Here is a 22,266-nt window from a genome sequence, read left to right as displayed (position 1 = left end):
ACGGGCTCGGCGTCGGCGTATCCGATGGACCCGGATACGGGCTGGCCGACGGGCTGGGCGTCGGCGGTGTCACATCGGTCGGCGTCGGGCTCGGCGTTTCGGTCGGAGGGGGCGTCGGACAGGGCGTTCCCGTGGCCGATGTTGGACACTCCGTGGGACGAGTCTGCATCAAGCCGCTACCGGATTCCTGGGCGGGAGCCACGGTTGGCACCAGCAAGGCATAGCCTGCCGCGAACAGCGGCGAGGCGATCATCACCAAGCTAATCGCCAGCAACGCCAGCTCCCACAGACTCCAGCGCACTGGAGGCCGTGACGAGGGTTGTCGCGGGCGGTTCGGTGTTAAACTCATGCAAAGCCTCCGAATTCTAGTTCCCACCGGCAGCCGCCGGAGGCGGCATCGCACCGATAAAGTCTGCTATAACGATAAAGCGCTGGGTATCCCAGTTAGTACATGTCAACATAGTCAGTTGTGGCTTCTCTGTCGGAAACATCACATCCACCTGATGCGGCCAGACGCTGCCAGTGGTGCGAACGCGATATTGAAAGCGCTGCCCTGCGGCCTCGACGATCACCTCGTCGCCGACCTTGAGCTGCTCCAGCCGCGCAAAGACGCTGCCCCGCAGCCCTTTATGACCGGCCATCACCATGTTGCCGTAGCCGACGACGCCTGTGCCGTGATGGTAGCCGACCGCATAGTCGGCGACCTGCCACGCGCCATTTTGCACAAAAACCTCGACGACCTTCGAGTCCAGCTCCATCGCGGGAACCTGAACGCGCACGGGGCGGAGATCGACCGGCTGGGGGCGGGGAGTAGCCTCAGGAACCGGCGTTGGCGTGGGCAGCAGCGGCGCGACATACATACGTGCGGGCGTGAGATAATCGACGTTGACGCTGGGGCGGTGCAGATCATCTTCAACCACCGGCAGCGACGCGCCGAGCTCAGGATGAGGCAGCGAAGCAGGAGCGGCGGCGGGAGCGGCCAGCGTAACAGGCTGCTCCACCTGGCGGGCATGCCACCAGTCGCGACCGTAGCCATCGGCGAGCCACCAGCAAAAAAAGACGACGACGACCACGCCCAGCAGGCGCTCACCCCAGACCAGCGCCCGATCGAACCAGTTCTTGAGCGGGTACGGCGCTAAGACCGCTCGCCGTTGATCCACGACCGAACGCAGCAATACGGGACGTACCCGCGTCTCGCTCACGGGCGTCTCGATCAGGTCGCAAAGCAACTTGTGCGTCGCATCCTCGACGGGATGCTGGACGCGGCGGCGCATAAACATAGGCACTCAGGCTAGATCGACGTGAGGAGATTGTAGCGAGTAGCTTCGCGCAAGCTCAATAGTACGGTGATCCTAGGTTCTGGCCTCGATCCGCCTTGTCGTCATCTGGACAGTACGTTGATGGGAGTGCAGACTCGGATCGGCAGAGAGTTGTTACAATTGCGCGCAGCCGTTATAATAGCGTGCGTAAGCTCGCCTGAAAGCCACTACATGCGTATTCTCTCGATTTTAACCTATTACTACCCCCACTGGACCGGCCTGACACAGCACGCGGTGCGTGTCGCGGAAGAGCTGGCAGCGCGGGGCCATACGGTGACGGTGCTGACGGCACAGTATGCCGCTGATCTTGCGACCGAGGAAACGATTAACGGCGTGCGCGTGCTGCGCCTGCCGACGCTGGGCCGTCTCAGCCGGGGCATGATCATGCCGCAGTTTCCGATGGCCGCAGCCAGGGAGATCGCCGCGCATGATGTCGTGCATATGCACACGCCGATGTTCGAGTCGGCGCTGGTGGCGGCGCTCTGCCGCGCGCTGAGCACGCCGCTGCTGATGACGCATCACGGCGATCTGGTCATGCCCGCCGGGCCGTTCAACCAGTTCACGCAGAAGGCTGTCACCGAGCTGATGAACATCGGCGGGCGGCTGGCGAATCGCGTCAGCACCTACAGCCACGACTACGCCGCGCACTCGCGCTTCTTGCAGCAGTTTGCCGACAAGCTTGTTGCGATCTACCCGCCGATCACGATCCCCGCGCCACAGCCAGAGGCCGTTGCAGCCTGGCGATCGGAGCTTGGCCTGAACGGCAGGCCGCTGGTCGGCTTTGCCGGGCGCTTCGTCGAGGAAAAAGGCTTCGACTTCTTGCTCGACGCGATCCCGCTGATCAAAGCGCAGATCCCAGGGGTCCATTTTGTGTTCGCGGGCGAAACCAACGTAGCCTACGAGAAGTTCTACGAGCGTCTCGCGCCGCAGATCGAGCAGCACCGCGACGACATCACGCTGCTGGGCCTGCTGCGCGATCCGCAGCAGCTTGCCAACTTCTACGCCATGTGCGACGTGTTTACGCTGCCGTCGCGCACCGATTGCTTTGCGATCGTGCAGGTCGAGGCGCTGCTGAGCGGCACGCCCCTGGTTACGTCCAACATTCCGGGCGCGCGCGTGGTGGTGCAGGAGACGAGCATGGGCCTGCTGGTCGCGCCGCGCGATCCGCAGGCGCTGGCGGAGGGCCTGATCGAGGTGCTGACGCATCCTGAGGCGTACCGCCCCGACACAAGCTCGGTACAGGCGATCTTCAATCTACGACGGACGGTTGATCAATACGAAGCATGTATGCAAGAGCTGATCACAAACGAGCACGGTCAACGGCAGCCTGGGCTGAGCGACGACGACCGGCGCAAGCTTGAGGTTCTGCTGCGCAACGAGGCCGATATGGCCTTCCGCCGCCGGGCGTTTCGTCTGCTGGAATGGCTTGAGCTGCGCGACGGCGAGCGCGTCTTCGACTGTGGCTGCGGCATGGGCTTTTACCTGATGGCGCTGGGCGAGCTGCGCAGCCTGCGGCTGGTGGGTCTGGACGGCGATGTCGAGCGGCTGCACTGGGCGCAGCGCGAGGAGGTTCCGGCGGCGCTGCTCAACGGCAACATCCTGCGCCTGCCCTTCCCCGACGCGACCTTCGATAAAGTATTGATGAGCGAAGTGCTTGAGCATATCGACGACGATCGCGGCGCGCTGCAAGAGCTGTACCGCGTGCTGAAGCCGGGCGGGATTCTGGCGCTGTCGGTGCCGCACGCGCGCTATCCCTTCTGGTGGGACCCGATTAACCATATCTGGATCGCGCTAGGCGGACAGCCGATCCGCAGCGGCCCGATCGCCGGCATCTGGTCGAACCACGAGCGGCTGTACGAGCCTGAGGTGCTTGTACAGCGCTTCCGCGACGCCGGTTTCGAGATCGAGATCGCCGAGGAGGCCACGCACTACAGCTTTCCGCTGATTCACTTCCTGGTCTACGGCATCGGCAAGCCCCTGATCGAGCACAACCTCCTCCCCTCCACGCTGCGCAAAAGTGCCGATCGTTTCTCAGGGGCGCAGAACAGCGGCAGCCTGCTCAACCCGATCAACCTCGGCCTGGCGATCTTCCGGCTGATCGATCGGCTGAACGACACGCCGCGCGTCGCGCGCAAACGAACCTTCGTGAACGTGCTGGTGAAAGCGCGCAAGCCGGACCAGCCATAAGCTAGATTGTTGGGCGAAGACCTATGCGCAGCCCGCTCTCATCGCCGCCCCCCACGTTCTTTACGGCATTACAGCAGCGTTACATCGCATTCGCGCCGCTCGTGGCGTGCGGCGGCCTGGCGCTGCTGCTCGTCGCGCAAACTCAGCTTCAGCGCCAACAGCTCACGATCGCCGTGATCGGCGCGCTGGGCCTGGGCTGCGCCGCGTGGCTGCTGGCGCTCTGCATGGCGTCGCCCGCGCCCGACCACCTGGGGGCGATCGTGGAGCAGCGACCGATGGCGCGCTGGTATCTGCTGAGCATCGCTGCGCTGCTGGCGCTGCTGGCCTGGCTCGAAAGCGGTGGCGGCACCTACACCCTGATCAACGTCGGCGCGTGGACGGTGGCGGTGGCAGCCTGGTGCCGCGCGTGGTGGCCCGTCACGCCCGCCGACGAGCGGCAGGAGCGACCGACAGGACGATCGCGGCTGGTAGTCTGGCTGGCACTGGGCGCGATTCTGGCGGTCGGCGCGCTCTTTCGCTTCTACCGCCTCTCGGAGGTGCCCGCCGATCCGACCAGCGATCACGCCGAGAAGCTGCTCGACATCCTCAATCTGGTCAACGGCCAGCGTCCGATCTTCTTTCCGCGCAACACAGGGCGCGAGCCGGGCCAGTTTTATCTGACCTATGGCCTGATGCGGCTGTTCGATCTGCCGCTGGCCTTCGAGACGCTCAAGCTCGGCACGGCGCTGATCGGCCTGCTGGCGATCCCGGCGGTCTTTCTGCTGGCGCGCGAGGTGGCGGGCACGACCGCCGGGCTGCTCGCGGCGGCGCTCTTCGCGATCTCGAAGTGGGTGGTCAACATCGCGCGCATGGGCCTGCGCTTTCCCTACGGCCCGCTGCCGACGGCGATCGTGCTGTGGCTGCTGCTGCGCTACCTGCGGCGCGGCGATCGGCGGGACGCGCTGTGGTGCGGGCTGGCGATCGGGCTGGGGCTGCACGGCTACATCTCGTTTCGGATCGTGCCGCTGCTGGTGCCGCTGCTGCTTGGGCTGGCGCTGCTGACCGATCGGCGCTGGCGTGAGCAGTGGCGCAGGCTGGTGATCGATGGCGCGCTGATCGCCGCAACAGCGCTGCTGAGCTGTCTGCCGCTGGCCCGCTACACCGTGCAGCATCCCGATCAGGTCTGGTATCGTGTTGCGACGCGCGCCGCCGGAGCCGAGCGCGAGCTGGGAGCCGGAGAGGATCTGCTCACAACCTTCGCGCGCAACACCTGGAAGGCGCTGCTGGCCTTCAACTGGCACGGCGATAGCACCGTGGTCAATGCGGTGCAGTACGATCCCTTTCTCGATCCCGTGAGCGGCGCGGCGCTGCTGGCGGGTCTGCTGCTCATAGGCTATCAGATCGCGGTGCGACGCGCCCCACGCTTCGGCGCGCTGGTGGTCGCGCTGCCGGTGCTGCTGCTGCCATCGACGCTGAATCTGGCTTTTCCGATCGAGAATCCGAGCGCGAATCGCCTGGGCACCGTCGCGCCGCTGATCTTTACGATCGCCGCGCTGCCGCTGGCCCACATCGCGGGGCTGCTCTGGACGAACGCGCCGAGCGGATCGAGGACCTATCACGCGCTGCGTCGGGCGGCGGCGATCGGGCTGCTGGGCGGCGGTCTGGCGCTGGCGACGCAGCATAACTACGTGCGCTACTTCTACGATTACGACCGGCAATATCGCGCATCCGTCCAGAACACGCACGAGATCGCGCGGCATCTGCGGGAGGTCCAGGCGTCGCAGGGCATCGCGCTCGACCAGACCTATCTGCTGGCGTTTCCGCACTGGCTCGACGGGCGCAACCTGGCGCTCGTGCTCGGCGATCTCAACTGGCAGACCAAGCACGATCTGCCCGCTGAGGTCGCGCTGCCACGGCGCAGCAAAGACCAGCCGCTGCTGTTCGTGCTGCACCCCGACGATCTGGCCCGCCGACAGGAGTTGCAAGCGGCCTACCCGGAGGGCAGCTATCGTGTGGTCGCGGCAGCGCCGCCCGCCAAGAATTTCGCAATCTACGTCGTGCCGGGACGGTGACACACGCCGCGCCTGCTATAATACGTTCTTACGTGCGACACAGCCTGGACTAATGCATCATCACAGCAAATGGAGCGTGCTGATCCAGCCGAGGAGTAAGGATCTCAAGATCTGTGGGGGCCACTCCCACACCTCCGGTCTGGCGGCGCACTGAGGATCGCCCGCGAGCATGGATTATTCACAGCAACCGACGACGCCGCTATCGGCGCTAGGCTCGATCAACCGCCGCAAGATCCTGATCACCACGCTGCTGCTCGTGGCGATCGTCGCGATCGGCGCGTATTTTCGGACGCTCAACCTCAGCAATTGGGATGGTCAGACCGGCCAGCATCCCGACGAGCGCTTCATGCACTACACGGTCTTCGGCATGGAGGTGCCCGACGACTGGCGCAGCTATCTTACGAGCACCTGTCCCAGCCCGGTGCCGGAGCCGCGCAACCCGCAGGACAAGCCGGAGGATTGGTCGCCGAGCCTGAGCAGCGGCTGCTCGACGCTGAACCCGCGCAACTTTACGTGGTCGCGCAGCTATGTCTACGGCACGCTGCCCACGACGCTAACCCGCGTCGTCGCCGAGCTGACACAGCGCACAGGCGTCGGCGAGATCCTGATGGTCGGGCGCTGGCTGAGCGTGCTCTCCGATCTGATCACGCTGATCGCAACCTTTTTCCTTGGCCGCACGCTCTACGGGCGGCGCGTCGGGCTGCTGGCGGCGGCGCTCTACGCGGGCGCGGTCATGCCGATCCAGCAATCGCACTTCTTCACCGTCGATAACTTCGCGGTCTGCTTCGGCACGCTGGCGCTGCTCTTCGCCACACGCCTGGGCCAGCGCGGTCGCTGGTCCGACGGCATCCTGACCGGCCTGTTCATCGGCGCGGCGGTCGCCAGCAAGATCAACATGGCGGCGCTGGTAGCGCTGGTCTTTGTGGCGCTGGCGCAGCTTGGCCTGCGCGTGCTGCGGCTGCCTGCCGAGCGGGAAGATACGGCCTCGGAGTGGCCGCCGATCGTCGGGCGGCTGGCGCGACTGTGCGGGCTGCTGGCGATCACCGGCATTGTGACATTTCTGGCCTTCCGCGTCTTCCAGCCGGATGCGTTCACCGGGCCGAATCTGTGGAATATTCGGCTGGAGCCGCGCTTTGCCGAGCGGCTGCGCGAGGCGCGGCTGACGGCGAATGGCACGATCGATCTGCCGTCGAGCCACCAGTGGGCCGGACGCACGCCCTGGCTCTTTCCGTGGCAAAACATGGTGCTGTGGGGCATGGGCGCTCCGCTCGGTCTGATGGCCTGGGGCGCGTGGGCGGCGGCGGGCTGGCAGATGCTCACCCGGCGTCGGCTGGCGCATCTGGTGCCGTGGATCTGGATCGCGCTCTACTTCGGCTGGCAGGGCCAGCAGTTCGTCACCACGCTGCGCTACTTCCTGCCGCTCTACGCGCCGCTGATCGTCTTTGCCGCGTGGGGCCTGGTGCGGCTCTATGAGCGCGCCACGCAGATCCGCCGCGCGCATGTCTACCCGCTGCGCCTGGCGGCGCTCTATCGCCTCGCGGCGCGCGTGCGGCGTCCGGCCTTTGCGCTTGGCCTGCTGGCGTTCGTGCTCGGCGCGACCTGGGCCTGGGCCTGGGCGTACACGCGGATCTACACCCGTCCATACACGCGGGTGACGGCGGCGCAGTGGGTGGAGCGCGCCGCGCCCAACGGTGCCACGACAAGCTGGGAGTGGTGGGACGATCTTCTGCCCTTCTCCGGCGGCAGCCCCTACGATCAAAAGACGACCTATCCCTACGCCGAGGACGATCTGGCGAAGTACGTCGGCAAGTTTGAGGGCGTCGGAGGAATCGAGGGCGTGCCCGACGATTCGATCGGACTGATCGAGCAGCTATCGCGCGTCGATTACGTCGTGCTGACCTCGCCGCGCGTGTACGGCTCGGTGGTGCGCGTGCCGCAGCGCTTCCCGGCGACGCTGCGCTACTATCAGGCGCTCTTCGACGGCTCGCTCGGCTTCGAGCTGGTGGCCGATGTACATTCGTTTCCATCGCTCTTTGGCCTGCCGATCTCCGACCTGGGCGCGGAAGAGGCGTTCTGGGTCTACGATCATCCGCGCGTGCTGATCTTCCGCCGCACCGCCGAGTACTCGCCGGATCGCGCCCGCCGCCTGATGACCGAGGGCATCAACTGGGACGAGGTGTATCGCGGGCTGCGGCCTATGCAGGTCAACGACGCGCCGACGGCGCTGCATCTCACCGAACCCGCCTGGAACAAGCTTCAGGCCGCCGATACGCGCTATCTCTTCGCCGATCGCTTGGGCTTCGCGGCGGGGCTGCTCGTCTGGCTAGTGGCGCTCGAAGCGCTGGGCCTGGCGGCGATCGGACTTCTGTGGCGGCTGCGGCTGCCGCTGCCGGATCGTGGCCTGAGCCTGGCGCGTCCGGTCGGGTTGCTGCTGTTTGCCAGCCTGCCCGCGCTGCTCGGCGCGATTCAGATCGTCGGGGTGGGCCGCGCCCTGCTGCTGGGCTGGCTTGGCCTGCTGCTGCTCGGCGGTGGGTGGCTGCTGGCCCGTGAGCGCCAGTCGATCCGCGCCTTTGTCCGGGCGCGGGGCGCGGCATTCTGGCTGCCGCAGGTGCTTTATGCCATGACGCTGCTCGGCGGCGCGGTGCTGCTGCGACTCTTCTCGACGCCGCCATCCGAGGCTGTCGCGCGCTGGTCCGCGCTGGCCCGCACGCCCACGCTGCCGCCGTACGATCCGTTCTTCGCCGGAGGCCATGATCCGCTGCCCTACAGCGCGCGTCTGCCGTTCGCGCTGCTCGACCGGCTGCTCGGTCTGTATCCCGTCAGCGCGCTGCGCTACGTGGTGCCGACCGCGCTGGCGCTGTTGCTGCTGGGCCTGTGGAGCGCGCTGTACAACAGCTTCGCGCCGCGTGAGGCTGCGCCTGGCGAGCGTGCTCGACGCTGGCAGGTGCAGAATAGCCTCGGCGCACTGCTTGGCGCGCTGCTGGCGCTGGCTCCCGGCATTCCGATCGGTGGCATGGCGCGATTAAGCATCTGGCAGGCGTTGAGCGATTGGAACCTTGAGCTGATCGGGCTTGGGGCGCTGGTAGCGACGACGATCGCGCTGGGCGTTGGGCTGCTGCGATCGCAGCCTACGGCAGATCGGGCCGTGCCGCGCGCAATCTGGCTGCTGCTGCCGCCGCTGGCACTGCTGCGCGGCCAGGGCGTCTGGATCTTCGCGGCGCTGCTGATCGTCGTGGCGGCGCTGGCCTGGGCCGGGATGCGCGGCGATCTGCGGCGCTGGGCGCTGGCCTGTGCGACGCTGCTGGTCGGCGGGGCTGGCGTGGGCCATCTGTTCGCGTGGAGCCTGGCGCTGCCGCCGATGCAACCCGCCGAGCTTACGATCCCGCCGCTGCTGCTGCTGCTGGGCCTGGCTGTGCCGCTGGCGCTGCTGCTGCTGCGGCTCACGCGCGTCGGCAGGCTGCTGGTCGATCGCGGCACGCTGCTGGTGGTGGCCGCGTTTATCGGCACCTGGACGCTGCTCGTGATCGCGCTCGGCTGGTCGGTGGCGCTGCTGGCCGTGCCGCTGGTGATGGCCTGCACCTGGCTGGCGGTCCAGGCATGGCTGCCCGGATGGGGCGCGCGGCGCTGGAGACTCGGCGCGCTGCTGACGACCGTCGCGACCGCAGGCGGGCTGCTGATTGTCGGGGCGCTGATGCTGGCGGGACGAATGCCCGGCGATGCGGCTCCGCTGTTCCTCGTGGCGACGCTGCTGCTGGTCTGCTGCGCTGGCTGGACGCTGCCGTATCTCGTACGCAGCTTCGAGCAGCCCGCGCGAGGAGCGCGCTCGGTCGCGCAGGTGCTCGGCGCGGCGATCGTGCTGGCGCTGGTCGTCGGCGTAGTGAGTGGCGGGCTGGTGGCGGCTCAGGCGCGCGGGTCCGAAAACAGGCCAGTCTCATCGCCTGAGCTGGCCGAGGCGGCGCGCTGGCTGGCAAGCCAGAGCAAGGGAGCGCCCGTTGTCGTCGCCGCCCCCCAGTCGAGCGCGGCAGGCACGAGCGGGCTGCCGCTGCTGCTGGCGGAGATCGACCGGGAGCGGCAGATCCGCGACATGGTGCAACCGGCGGTCCACGGCGTGATCGACGGACGCCAGCGCGCGGTCAACGATCTCTACAGCGGCGGCGTCGAGCGCGTGCGGCAAGTGCTGCGCGACTATCGCGTCGGCTATGTGCTGGTAGGGCCGCAGGAGCGCGCGATATTTGGCGAGAGCGCGGGCGCGGCGCTTGAGGTTCTGGCGCAGAACAGGGCGCTCAGCCTGGCCTACGATCGCGACGGCATTCGGATCTACAGCGCGCCGCCGAACGACGAGCCGCCGCAGTTTGTGGCGCGGGCAGTGGCGATCGCACCGCCATCGACCAAAACGCTGCTGTTGGCGCAGCCGGTCGATGAGCTGCCCGTGGTCAACGAGTACGGCTGGAACGGGCTAGCCAGCCGCGTACAGCCGCTCGGCGTGCTGCTGTGGCTGCTGCTGCTTGAGGCGCTTGGGCTGCTGGCGTTTCCGCTGACGGCGCTGATCTTCCGCCGCTGGCACGACCGCGGCTGGGGCATCGGCAAGCTGATCGGGCTGCTCGTCTGGGGCTACGCGGTCTGGCTGCCGGTCAACCTCGGCTGGTGGATCTTCAACTGGTGGTCGCTGGTGGCGGGCGCGGCGGCGCTGGCGCTGCTCTCGGCGCTGGCGCTCGCCTACCAGCGCGGCGGCCTGTCTCGCGTCGACGGCAACCCTGGGCGAATCTTGCCCACGCGCGGCGCGCTGCTGCGCTCCGAGCTATGCTTCCTGCTCGCGTTCGGCGTGTGGACGCTGGTGCGCGCGGCCAATCCCGACGTGTGGCATCCCTACTTCGGCGGCGAGAAGCCGTTTGAGTTCGGCTTCTTGAACGCGATCCTGCGCTCGCCGGTGCTGCCGCCCTTCGATCCGTTCTTCAGCGACGGCATCGTCAACTACTACTACTACGGCCTGTTCCTGGTCGCGCTGCCGATCAAAGCGACCGGCCTCGACCCGGCGATCGGCTTCAACCTGGCGATTGCGACGCTGTTCGCGCTGACCGCTACGGCGGCGCTGGCGCTCGGACGGCAGCTTACGGGACGCTGGCGCTACGGCCTGTTTGCGATCCTGCTGCTGCTCGGCGTCGGGCCGTTTGCCAGCGCGGTCGCCGTCACCGAGTCGGACGGCATCGAGCCGGTGCTGAAAGCGCTGAGCGAGGGGCTAGAGGGCTTTGGCGGGCGGGTCGGCGACTGGTTCTGGGGGCCGAGCCGCATTATTCCGCACACGATCAACGAGTTTCCGCTGTTCGGCTTCCTCTTCGCCGATCTGCATCCGCATCTGATTGCGCTGCCGATCACGCTGCTGGCGATGGCCTGCGCGGTCGAGCTGGCGCAGCGCCGACCACGCCACGATCGAAAAGGATCGGGGGCGCTGCTGGGCTTGAGCGCGCTGGTGATCGGCGCGCTGGCGATTGCGAACTCGTGGGACGCGCCGACCTACGCGCTGGTGATCGGCGGGGCGCTGGTGGGGCGTGGCTGGCGCGGCGCGGGCCGTGGCCTGAATCCGTACCGTCTGATCCAGAGCGCGCAGGCGGTAGGGCTGGCGCTGGGCGTGACGGTGCTGGGTCTGGCGCTGTACGCGCCGTTCTTCCTGCACTACCGCGCGATGGTCGGCGGGATCGGGCGGGTCGAGCGCGGCGATCGGATCGTGGAGTATGGGCTGCTGTACGCTCCGATGCTCTTTGTGATCGTCACGCTGCTGGGTGGCCTGGCCTGGCTGACGGCGTATCGCGCCCAAAGCGCCTCGCGTGTTGCGGCGCGCGGCGCGGCGGTAACGCTGCCGCTGCTGCTCGGCGCGCTGCTGCTGAGCGGCTGGGCGCTTCAGAATCAGCCTGCGGTCGCCGGTGGCTGGCCGCTGCGGATCGTGCTGGCGCTGCTGGCGATCACCGGCCTGACGCTGGCGCTGGTCGCTCGGCTGCGCGATCGAGAGTGGCTCCCGCTCTGGCTGATCACGGTCGGGCTGCTGGTGGCGCTCGGTATTCAGTTCATCTTTATCCGCGATCACCTGGCGGGCGGCGACGCGCAGCGCATGAACACCGTCTTCAAGTTCGGGGAGCAGATCTGGACGCTGTGGGCGATCGGCGCGGCGACGGCGCTGCCGCTGATCGTCAGGCTCTTCCGCCGCTACGAGATCGTGCTGGGCGTGTGGCTTGGGATGCTGATCGCGCTGCTGCTGCCGGGCCTGCTCTATCCTTTCGTCGGGATTCCCAGCCGTCTCAGCACGCGCTTCAACGCCGACGACGGCCTGACGCTCGATGGGCTGGCCTTCATGGAGCGCGCGCGCTATACCGTCGACACAACCGACATCGATCTGCGCTGGGACGGCGAGGCGATCGAGTGGATCAAGCAGCATATCGCGGGAACGCCCGTGTTCGCCACCTCCGATGCCGAGTTTTACCGGACCTACGGCATGCGCATCGCGGCCAATACCGGCGTGCCCACGGTGCTGGGTCGCCTGCACCAGGACGAGCAGCGGCCCGGCGCGCAGGTTCACGAGCGCGGCGAGGATGTGCATACGCTCTTCTCGACCACCGACCTGCCGACGGCGCAGCGGATTCTGGCAAAATACCACGTCGATTATGTCTATGTCGGGCCGATCGAGCGGCTGCTGTACTCGGAGTCCGGCGCGGCCAAGTGGGAGCAGATGCAGGGATCGGCGCTCGATCTGGTCTATCGCAACCAGGGCGTGCAGATCTACCGCGTCAAGCCGGAGACACTGGCCGATGTACCGGTCGAGACGCCGCCCGTGCCTGTTCCCGATACCTTCGATGATCCGGCGCTGCGCGCGCTTGAGGCGCAGGTCGCCAGCAATCCCGGCGATAGCGGGCTGGCCTTCGGCCTGGGCCAGCGCTACATCCAGGCCAATCGCCCGGACGACGCGGCGCGGGTGCTCTTCGATGCGGCGCAGAGCAACCCCAACGACGTGCCGCTGCATCACCTGCTGGGCGATGTGCAGGCGCAGCTTGGTCGCGCTGACGAGGCGATTGCCGCGTGGCAGCACGCCGCAGAGGTGCAGCGCACGCCGCAAAATCTGAACAAGCTGGCTCAGGGCTTGATCCAGTTTGCGCGCTGGCAGGAGGCCGAGGGCGTGCTGAATGAGGCGCTGGCGCTCGACGCCTCGTTTGCCGACGCGCACTTCTACCTGGGCGAGCTCTACCGCAGCCGCAGCGCCGACGGCGATCGACAGCGCGCGGTCGAGGCGTACCAGCGCTATCTTGCCGCCGCACCCGCCGATGGACCCTGGCGCAGCCAGGCAGAGGCGTATATCGCGCAGTTGGGAGAGTAAGGATAAGAAGAACAGCTAAACAAAGAACAAAGAACAAAGGATTGATACAACCTGAGCTGCGTGCATTGGCGTTTGTTCTATGTTTCGTTGTGCTTTGTTCTCTCTTAGAGACGAGGATCGCTTTGTGCTGATTGATCTTCTTCGCTGGTGGCTGACGGTTGCGGCGCTTGGCCTGCTGGCGCTGCCGCTGACCATGTGGTTTTTTCGTCGGCTCCCCGATCGCGGCTACAGCTTCGCCAGGCCCTTCGGGCTGCTGCTGACCGGCTACGGCGCGTGGCTGCTCTCGATGCTCGGCCTGGGCGGCTTCGGCTACCTGCTGCTGGCGGCGGTCGCGCTGCTGATCTTTGCGCTCGGCTGGGCTATGTGGGGCCGCGACGGGCTTGCGCGCTGCGTGGCGGATCTGCGCCAGCGGCTTGGCTGGATCGCCTGTCAAGAAGTGCTCTTCGCGGTCGCGCTCTACGGCGGCATTCTGCTGCGTCAGCACGATTTCTTCGGGCGCGGCGTGGCGATCTGGCATACCGAGCAGCCGATGGACCTGACGTTCATCAGCGGCATTCTGGCAAGCGCGCAGTTTCCGCCGCAAGATCCCTGGCTCGCGCCGTACGCGATCAACTACTACTACCTGGGCTACCTGCTGATCGCCGCCGTGATCCGGCTGTCGGGCGTGTCGGTGGGCGTGGGCTACACGCTGGGAATCGCGACGATCTTTGCGCTCACGGCGACGGCTATCGCGGGCATCGTGCGCAATCTGATCGATCTGTCGCTGCCGGAGGCCGACGATCGATCGGGCTGGCGCGGGCAGGTAGGCCGCTGGGCGTTTCCGCTGGTGGGCGTGGTGCTGGTGCTGCTGGCGACCAATCAGATCGGCGCGCTGCAAGTGCTGGCCGGCAGCGAAAAAGTAGTCGCGCTGGAGGCCGGGCAGCTTGCGCGGGCGGTCGGCAATGGCCTGGGCGCGCGCGCGCCGATCGAGCTGCCGCCGCCGTTTCCGGCGCACGAGTTCGGCGGCGATCCGCAGCTCGTGCCGAGCGATAAGGTCAAGGATTTCAACGCCTGGTGGCCGTCGCGTGCGCTCTGGGATAATCTGGGCGGGAATGATGGCGGCGTGCAGCGCGTCTATGCGATCACGGAGTTTCCGTTCTTCTCGTTCCTGCTGGGCGATCTCCACCCGCACGTGCTGTCGCTGCCGTGGAGCCTGCTGGCGGTGGCGGTGGCGCTCAATCTGCTGCTCCGCCCCACCGCGCCGGACTTTCGATCGCGGGCCGGGGTGCTGCATCTGCTGCTGACCGGGATCGTGCTCGGCGGGCTGTACGCGATCAATAGCTGGGACCTGCCGACGTATCTGCTGCTCTACCTGGGCGCGCTGACGATCCTCTACCTGCGTCTCGCGCCGACGCCGCGCGCGTTCTTCTGGCCGCACTTCATCCAGCAGGCGGGCGCGACGCTGCTGATCAGCTATCTGGCGTACGTTCCGTTTCATCTCACGTTTGCCGCGCCCACACAGGGCTTTCCGCTGGGCCTCTCGCCCGCCCGCACCGATCTGATCGAGTTCGTGGTGATCTTCGGCCTGTCGTTCGTGCCGGTGCTGGCGCTGGTGATCCGCACCGGCGGCGATGCGCAGGCCACGCCGCAGGAGCAGCGCCTCTGGCCGCTCGCGCCGACGACGACCGCGCTGGTGCTGCTGTTTTTGCTGCCGATTGGTCGACTGATCGGCTGGCCGCTGCTGGCGCTGCTGCCGCTGGCGCTCTGGGCCGCTGCCACGGCCTACGCCTGCCGCCAGCAGCCCGCGACCGCCTTCGCGCTGTGGCTGTTCGCGGTGGGCGCGCTGGTCATCTGGGGCGTCGATCTGGTCTATCTCCGCGATAGCTACGGCAGCCCGCGCATGAACACGATCTTTAAGTTCTACTATCAGGTCTGGCTGCTGTGGGGCACCCTGGCGGCGTATGCCCTGTGGGCGCTGGTGCAGCGCGTGCGCTGGACCTCGCTGGCGTGGCTGGTGCCGTTTCTGGCGCTGCTGGCCGGGTCGCTGGTCTACCCGGTGCTCGCGCCCGCCGATAGCCCCGCCGACGAAACGCTCGACGGTCTGGCCTACGTCCGCCAGGATCGACCCGCCGAGGCCGCCGCGATCGACTGGATTCGCCGCAACACCCCAGGCGATGCGCTGGTGCTGCAAGCGCCGGGCAAGCCCTATCAGTCGGATACCGCGCGGATTGCCAGCGCCACAGGCCGCCCGACCGTGATCGGCTGGACGCAGCACGAGGGACTGTGGCGCGGCGGTCAGCCGGAGGTGCGCGAGCAGATCGGCACGCGCGAGCAGGATGTCGCCACGATCTATACGACGACCGATCCGCAGCAGGCGCAACGTCTGATGCAGAAGTACGGCGTGGAGTATGTCTATGTCGGCACCAACGAGCAGGCGCTTTCCAACGAGCGCGCCGCGCCGCCCGAAGCGCTTACCAAGTTCGAGGGCTGGATGCAGCGCGTCTTCGAGCAGGAGGGCGTGATCATCTATGGCCCGCGCTAGACGCCGAGGGCCGCTTGTAGACCGATTGACCTCGTAGGGCGAGGCGCTGCCTTGCCCTGCGCTACCCGACGACTCGCCCCTACGCATACCGGATGATCATCAACAACCAGTAGGTCGTTTGTCCAGTTGACTCACAGGCGGTGCGGGTGTACAATCTTGATTGACCAATCAATCAAGAACGATCAGGAAAGATACTAAGCCATGCCACCACGGGACGAGCAAGATTTCGAGAATCGCCGCCAGCAGATCATCGACGGCGCGCTGGAAGTGTTTGCTCACAAGGGCTTCGAGCGCGCGACCAACAAAGATATTGCCCAGGCAGCCGGGATCGGCTCGCCCGGCCTGATCTATCACTACTTCAAAGATAAGAGCGATCTGTTCCGCCAGGTAGTCGAGCAGCGCGTGCCGATGCTGCAACTGCTGAACCAGACCGAATCGATCGCCAAGCTGCCGCCGCGCGAGGCGCTGACCCTGATCGGCAAGGCGGTCGTCAGCACGATGGAGAATCGCGCCGCTCTTCCGCTGTTCAAGATCATTGCCGGCGAGGCGATCCGTCGCCCGCTGGTGGCCGATATGATCACCCGGATCGGGCCGGGACGCGGCTTTCCGTTTCTGCGGGACTACCTTGAGCAGCAGATGGACGCGGGCGTTTTGCGCCGCATGGATGCCGGAGCAGCCGCGCGCTGTTTTATGGGGCCGTTTCTCGCGTACTTCTTGACGCGCGAGATCTTTCCCATGCCGGACGCTAAGATGCTCAGCCCCGAAACGATGGTCGCTACGGTGGTCGACATCTTTCTGGAAGGCATGCAGCCACGCGAATCGGAGCCGACGTAGGGCGGGGCGGAGAACCAAGAACCGGGCGCCATGCGGAGCCATGCCCAGAGGGCACCCGGCGCACAAAGGGACGAGCACCAGGTACTTGAAACTTGAAACTTGAAACTCGGCCAGGCTCACAGAATCGGACCAAGCCGATCGTGAGCATTTTTCAGATGACTGTATTGATTGACCAATCAATCAAAAAGGAGCACGGCTATGGTGATCGACCTACACCAGACGGCGGCACAGTCCACTCCGAAGGCTACCGGTCACGAGGTTCGTCATGTGCAACACACGACCTGCTGTATTGTCGGCGGCGGGCCTGCGGGGATGGTCATGGCCTACATGCTGGCGCAGCAGGGCATCGCGGTAATGCTGCTGGAAGCGCACAAAGATTTCGATCGCGATTTTCGGGGCGATACGATTCATCCGTCGGTGATGGAGATCATGGACGAGCTAGGTCTGGCCGGGCGGCTGCTTCAGCGCCGCCACACCAAGATTCACGCTATCACGCTGCCGACCGAGTACGGGCCGGTGACGCCCGCCGATTTCAGGCGGCTCAAGACCAAGTTTCCCTACATCACGATGATGCCGCAGGTAGACTTCTTGGAGTTTATGGCCGACGAGGCGCAGCGCTACCCGCAGTTTCAGCTTATGATGGGCGGTCGCGTCGAGGAGTTGATCGAAGAGGGCGGCACGGTGCGCGGCGTGCGCTACCAGACCGATGACGGCTGGCACGAGGTGCGCGCGCTGCTGACGGTCGGCGCGGACGGGCGCTTCTCGCGGATACGGCGCTTGTCGGGGTTGCAGGCGATCAAGACATCGCCGCCGATGGACGTGCTCTGGTTCCGCATCCCGCGCCAGCCGGGCGATCCTGAGGACGCGATGGGCATCTTCAAGCCGGGCGGCATCCTGATCCTGCTCAGCCGCGACGACACCTGGCAGGTAGCCTACGTCATCGCCAAGGGCGACTATCACCGCATTCGCGAGACTGGTCTGCCAGCGCTGCGCGAATCGATCGCCGGGATGATCCCCAAATTTGCGGATCGCATGGAGCATCTGCAAGACTGGAAGCAGGTTTCGCTGCTCTCGGTCGCATCGGATCGGCTGCCGCAGTGGTACCGGCCCGGCCTGCTGCTGATCGGCGACGCGGCACACACGATGTCGCCCGTCGGAGGCGTCGGCATCAACTACGCGATTCAGGACGCGGTCGCGGCGGCGAATATTCTGGCGCAGCCGCTCAAATCCGGTCGTGTGCGGCTCGACGATCTGCGGGCGGTGCAGCGTCGCCGCGAGTGGCCCACGCGCATCATTCAGGCGATACAAACCTTCTTGCAGCGGCGGATCATCGCCAATGTGCTCGATGCGCGCAAGGAGATTCGCGTGCCCAATTGGCTGATCTCGCTGACACGCACGCCGTTTGTGCGCACGCTTCCGGCGCGGATGATAGCTTTTGGCATCTGGCCCGTCCATGTGAAGCGGCCCGCGTAATCTTGATTGACCTCGGCGGGGCGTAGCGCATACGCCCCGCTGTGCCCTTACGGCTCAATGAGCCTGAGGACCGCTAGAAGACTCTGCAAGCTGGCGTACGCCCTGATGCACCCGCGCCCAATCCTCCAGCGTCAGCGTCTCGGCGCGGCGGTCTGGATCGATCCCTGCCGCCGTCAGCACTCGCAGCGCGGCATCCTTCTCGATCTTGATGCCCATCGAGGCCAGGCCGCTTGGCAGCGCGTTCGAGAGCTTCTTGCGAGCCTGAAGGAATCCGGCCTTGATCGTGCGAAAGAGCGCATCGACATTGTCCACGACGACCAGCGGCTGAGGGCGGCGTCGCAGCCGCAGCACCGCCGAGTCCACTTTTGGCGCGGGCACGAACGACGCAGCCGGGACGCGCGTGACGATCTCTGCATCGGCGTAGATCTGCACCGAGTGGGCCAGCACGCTCATGTTAGGCGGTCGCGCGACGATCCGCTGTGCGACCTCCCACTGCACCATGATCACCAGCGTCTCCGGCGCGGGCGTAACCTCCAGAAAGTGCCGGATGATCGCCGACGTGATCTGGTACGGCAGGTTGGCGACGACCTTATAGACGGGCGGGTTCGCTCGCGCGCCGCCGAGCACCGCCGCCGGATCGACCTTCATCACATCGGCCTGGATCACCGTGAGATTGGGCGTGCCGACGAACTCGCCGCGCAGCCGCGCCGCCAGCCGCTTGTCCAGCTCGATCGCCATCACGCGGCCAGCGCGCTGCACCAGCTCATAGGTCAGCACGCCCAGACCCGGCCCGACCTCGATCACGGTATCGTCACGGCTGAGCTCGGCGGCGTCCACGATCTGCTGGAGCACATGGGGATCGACCAGAAAGTTCTGGCCCAGATCCTTGCTTGGACGTAGATCGAGCGTGTTGAGCGCCGCGCGCACGCGGCCTGGCGTAATGTATGGATTGTCCATCAGTATCCGAAAACAAAAGAACCAACGTTTAACTTCCTTGTTCCCTTGTTCTCTCGTTTGCTCCCCTGTTCGCTCACTCCTCGCCCTCAGCCGCTCGCCGGAACGATATACTCCCTCAAACGATTGCGGCAGGGCGCGCCAAAGCAGTACCCCGCAAGTTTCGCGCCCAGGTCGAAGACGCCCGCCCAGAGCGTCGCGCCAAACTCACGGTGACAGCAGACCCCGCTCTCGTGATCGGCGATCACGTCGAGCGTCGCGCCCCAGGGATCGCCCCAGCGCTCGCTCACCGCTTCGAGCGCCGCCATCCGCCGCCGCGACTCGGCGGTTGGGCGACGCCCCTGGAAGCGCGCCAGCGACGGCGACAGGTAATGGTTCGTCACCGCCAGCACATCATCGCCGTCGCGACGCTGCACGGGCTGCCCCGGATAGCACTCAAGCGCGATCAGCGCGCCCGACGGATCGGCCAGCGTGTAGTTGAAGCTCGCCAGATGCGGCATCCGCATGATCAGCGCGGCGGCCTCCTCCGCCGTGCGGCAGCACTGCAACGCCAGACGCGGCACCAGATGGTAGGGCACGCCCGGCGTATGCGTCGCGGGCCGATCCGCCATCACTTTATGCAGCGCGACGAACAGCCCGTGCTCGTTAAGGCCATCGTAGCGCCCGCCGACCAGACCGCCATTCATGCCGATATGGGCGTAGCCGTCGCTTGGACGAGTCATCAGCAGGTGGCGCGTGCGCATGCGCACATAGAAATCGTAGGTGCGGCCCGCCAGAATCCGCCCGTCGTAGGCTCGCCAGGCTACCGCCGAGCAGCCGTGCGGCAGGCTGCCCGCCCGCACGAAAAGTCCCTGCTCCGACGGCAGATCGAGACGATCGGCGAAGGTTGCCAGCTCGTGCCACAGCCAGGGCGCGAGATCGCAGACGATCGACGCGCACGCCTGCAAAAAGCCGTGATCTTCTTCCCAGGGCCAGCGCTTGAAGGGCGACGGCACTCGCTGCAACGTCTGGGCCATCATCGTGCCAATGTCCGCGCCCGTCCCGCTCAGATGGACGATGCGATAATCCGCCTGTCGCTCGTGCTCAACATCGTTCATAGCTTCGAGTTTCGCGTTCTACGTTGCGGCCCTAACCCCGCTTCGCTGCGCTCAGCACCCCTCTCCCATTAAGATAGGAGCGGGGGAATTTGGTTCTCGGTTCTTTGCTCTTGGTTCTTGAAGAGGATGATCAACCGTGGGGGCCACCCTCAGACCCCGGCCTACCCGTCCTCACAGCACCGTCAAAATTTCCGGCGGACCATCGGTGATCGCGATCGTATGCTCGAACTGCGCCGAGAGCGAGCCGTCGCCGGTGCGCACCGTCCACTGATCCGGCATCAGGCGCGTCGTGGCCTTGCCCATGTTGATCATCGGCTCGATCGTGAAGACCATGCCCGGCTGCAACTTAATGCCGGAGCCGCGCTTGCCGATATGCGGCACGGTCGGCGGCTCGTGCAGCGACCGGCCAACGCCGTGGCCGGTCCACTCGCGGACGACGGAGTAGCCCTGCGCCTCGGCGTACGTCTGGATCGCCGCGCCGATGTCGCCCAGGTGATTGCCCGGCAGCGACTCCGCGATGCCTAGCTCAAGGCAGCGCTGTGTCACATCGACCAGCCGCTGCGCCTCGCTGCTCAGCCTCCCGACCGCAAACGTCACACACGAGTCGCCGACCCAGCCGTCGAGCAGCACGCCGATGTCGATGCCAACTACGTCGCCGTCGCGCAAGCGCTGCTTGGGGCTTGGAATGCCGTGGCAGATCACGTCGTTGATCGCCACGCAGATCGTCGCGGGAAAGGCCGGGCGCGTGATCTGGCCGCGATTATTGTGCATCGCCCCGTAGCCTTTGTAGATCGGCTGCGCGCCTTTGCTGCGAATATACTCCTCGGTGATCCGATCCAGCTCGGCGGTCGTCACGCCCGGCACGACATGCTCACGCAGCATCTCGAACGTTTCCGCCACCAGCCGCCCGGCCTCGCGCAGTTGCGCGATCTGGTGACGAGACTTCAATGTAACAGTCATAGCTTCTCATCCATGCTACTTGATCAGCCATAGTTCGGTCTGCGGCGGAGCCAGCCAGCGCGCGCCGTCCTCCTCGACCACGATCTCTTCTTCCAGGCCAAGGTAGCCGCACGACGTATCCAGGCCGCATTCGAGCGTAAAGACCATGCCCACCTCTACCTGGCCGTAGGGCGTCTGACCATAGCGATCCCAGCGCGGCCCCAGCAGCGTCCCGCCGTCGTGAACCGCCCGCCCGACGCCGTGACCGAGCGCGTGCTGGTACTCAGGCGCTCCCGCCTCGCGAAAGACCGCGCGCGCCACCTCGTCGACCTGCCAGCCCTGCACGCCGGGCGTGATGAACTCGAACGCGCGCTGAATCGCGGTGCGCACCAGCAGCCATGCCTGCTGCACCTCCATCGGCGGCTCTGTCTCATCCTCGCGCAGGACATACCACATCCGCTGCTGGTCCGAGCAGTAGCCCGCCCGCTGCACGCCAAAGTCGATATGCACCAGATGACCGCGCTCAACCCGCAGAGTCGTCGGCGTCGCGTGTCCGACAGGCGAGTGCGGCCCGGTGTTGACGATCGGACAGGCATCCCAGCTCCAGGCGGTTCCCATGCCATGCGCCAGCGTCTCGGCGTGCATCACCTCGGCGATCTGCGCTTCGGTGACGCCCACGGCAATCGTCTGCTCGGCCCGGCGGAAGATCTCGTCGGCAGCCTCGACCGCCGACAGCAGCAGCGCCTGCTCGCCGATCGTTTTGCGCGCCCGCAGGCTGGATACCAGCTCGTGCGCCGAGACGAGCCGCCCGGCGTAGGGCGTGCCGTCGAGCAGCTCCAGCAGCCGCAGATACATGCCGTGCGTCAGCCCATCGGCGGCGACTTCGCTGGTAGAGTAGTTGATCGCGATGCGCTGCGGATCGAGCGCGGCCAGCGCGTCGCGCAGATGCTCGCCCATGCTGGCATCGTAGCCGAGCACCTGGCTGAAAAGCCTCGTGACCTCGATCGGCTGCATATCGAAGCGCCCGACGATCGCCAGGCGCGTGCCATTGCGCGCGATCAGCAGGGCCGACTCCCAGGTTAGATCGAACGGCGCGATCAGCCGCAGCGCGGGATCGGCGCTCATGGCCGTCTCGCGCACAAAGATCAGCCAGGCATCGAGATCGAGCATATTAAGCAGCTCGTGCGCCTGCTCAAGTTTTTCGTGATAGATGGCGAGATCCTCGGTCATGGCAAGATCCTCCTGTTCCGGCGTCAGCGCTTCCTGCTCGCTGGTGCAGTATCATAGAACCTGTTCGGGAAACACTGATGCTTTCGAGTTCTCCCGTTCTCTGGTGCTTGGCTCTTGGTTCTCCGTAGCAGCATTCTAGCAGAAAGCGCCGCCGCATGATGTGCGACGGCTTCAGCAGCACGCTCCGATCGTTTGAACCATTTGCATCCCGCCATAGTGTAATACTATACTACGTCTCCCCCTTCATTATACGAATCATTCAGATCAAAGCTGTCCGTCACGGAAGGAGGTATCGCCCCGT

General features: G+C 66.1%; 12 protein-coding genes. 6 read left to right on the top strand and 6 right to left on the bottom strand.

Going from position 1 to position 22,266, the window contains the following annotated elements; translation table 11 throughout:
- A partial coding sequence (locus VFZ66_05070) for a hypothetical protein (protein ID HEX6288539.1) occupies window positions 1–349 on the bottom strand: 349 nt, incomplete at its 3' end.
- Between the two features lie 16 nt (window positions 350–365).
- Window positions 366–1,280: a sortase gene (locus tag VFZ66_05065; GenBank protein HEX6288538.1), complete on the bottom strand. Its 915-nt coding sequence runs from the start codon at window positions 1,278–1,280 to the stop codon at window positions 366–368.
- 210 nt (window positions 1,281–1,490) lie between these two features.
- On the opposite strand from VFZ66_05065, the gene VFZ66_05060 reads away from it, so the two are divergent.
- The 6 genes from VFZ66_05060 (at window position 1,491) to VFZ66_05035 (ending at window position 17,745) form a co-directional block, all read left to right on the top strand.
- On the top strand, window positions 1,491–3,506 hold the full coding sequence (locus VFZ66_05060; GenBank protein HEX6288537.1) for a glycosyltransferase: 2,016 nt from the start codon (window positions 1,491–1,493) through the stop codon (window positions 3,504–3,506).
- 23 nt (window positions 3,507–3,529) lie between these two features.
- Entirely contained in the window at window positions 3,530–5,557 is a 2,028-nt protein-coding gene (locus tag VFZ66_05055) for a glycosyltransferase family 39 protein (protein HEX6288536.1), read from the top strand.
- A gap of 169 nt (window positions 5,558–5,726) precedes the next feature.
- Window positions 5,727–12,917 carry a DUF2298 domain-containing protein gene (locus VFZ66_05050; protein HEX6288535.1) on the top strand — a complete coding sequence of 2,397 codons (7,191 nt, stop codon included), beginning with the start codon at window positions 5,727–5,729 and terminating at the stop codon, window positions 12,915–12,917.
- Between the two features lie 124 nt (window positions 12,918–13,041).
- Window positions 13,042–15,438 (top strand): DUF2298 domain-containing protein, encoded by a 2,397-nt coding sequence (locus VFZ66_05045; GenBank protein ID HEX6288534.1) that lies wholly within the window; start codon window positions 13,042–13,044, stop codon window positions 15,436–15,438.
- Window positions 15,439–15,639: 201 nt separating this feature from the next.
- On the top strand, window positions 15,640–16,272 hold the full coding sequence (locus tag VFZ66_05040; GenBank protein ID HEX6288533.1) for a TetR/AcrR family transcriptional regulator: 633 nt from the start codon (window positions 15,640–15,642) through the stop codon (window positions 16,270–16,272).
- A gap of 198 nt (window positions 16,273–16,470) precedes the next feature.
- Window positions 16,471–17,745, top strand: a complete 1,275-nt coding sequence (locus VFZ66_05035; GenBank protein ID HEX6288532.1) for an FAD-dependent oxidoreductase — start codon at window positions 16,471–16,473, stop codon at window positions 17,743–17,745.
- A 54-nt stretch (window positions 17,746–17,799) separates the two neighbouring features.
- On the opposite strand, the gene rsmA is transcribed toward VFZ66_05035, so the two are convergent.
- The 4 genes from rsmA to VFZ66_05015 form a co-directional block, all read right to left on the bottom strand.
- Window positions 17,800–18,702 (bottom strand): 16S rRNA (adenine(1518)-N(6)/adenine(1519)-N(6))-dimethyltransferase RsmA, encoded by a 903-nt coding sequence (gene rsmA / locus VFZ66_05030; GenBank protein HEX6288531.1) that lies wholly within the window; start codon window positions 18,700–18,702, stop codon window positions 17,800–17,802.
- 86 nt (window positions 18,703–18,788) lie between these two features.
- Entirely contained in the window at window positions 18,789–19,796 is a 1,008-nt protein-coding gene (locus VFZ66_05025) for a C45 family peptidase (GenBank protein HEX6288530.1), read from the bottom strand.
- Window positions 19,797–19,967: 171 nt separating this feature from the next.
- Window positions 19,968–20,756 (bottom strand): type I methionyl aminopeptidase, encoded by a 789-nt coding sequence (gene map, locus VFZ66_05020; protein ID HEX6288529.1) that lies wholly within the window; start codon window positions 20,754–20,756, stop codon window positions 19,968–19,970.
- 15 nt (window positions 20,757–20,771) lie between these two features.
- Window positions 20,772–21,965 carry a Xaa-Pro peptidase family protein gene (locus VFZ66_05015; protein ID HEX6288528.1) on the bottom strand — a complete coding sequence of 398 codons (1,194 nt, stop codon included), beginning with the start codon at window positions 21,963–21,965 and terminating at the stop codon, window positions 20,772–20,774.
- Window positions 21,966–22,266: the final 301 nt, after the last annotated feature.

It is taken from the genome of Herpetosiphonaceae bacterium (assembly GCA_036374795.1).
Lineage (GTDB): Bacteria > Chloroflexota > Chloroflexia > Chloroflexales > Kallotenuaceae > LB3-1.
The sequence above is the reverse complement of the archived record's forward strand: the minus strand, read 5'-3'. Positions and strand labels throughout refer to the sequence as shown.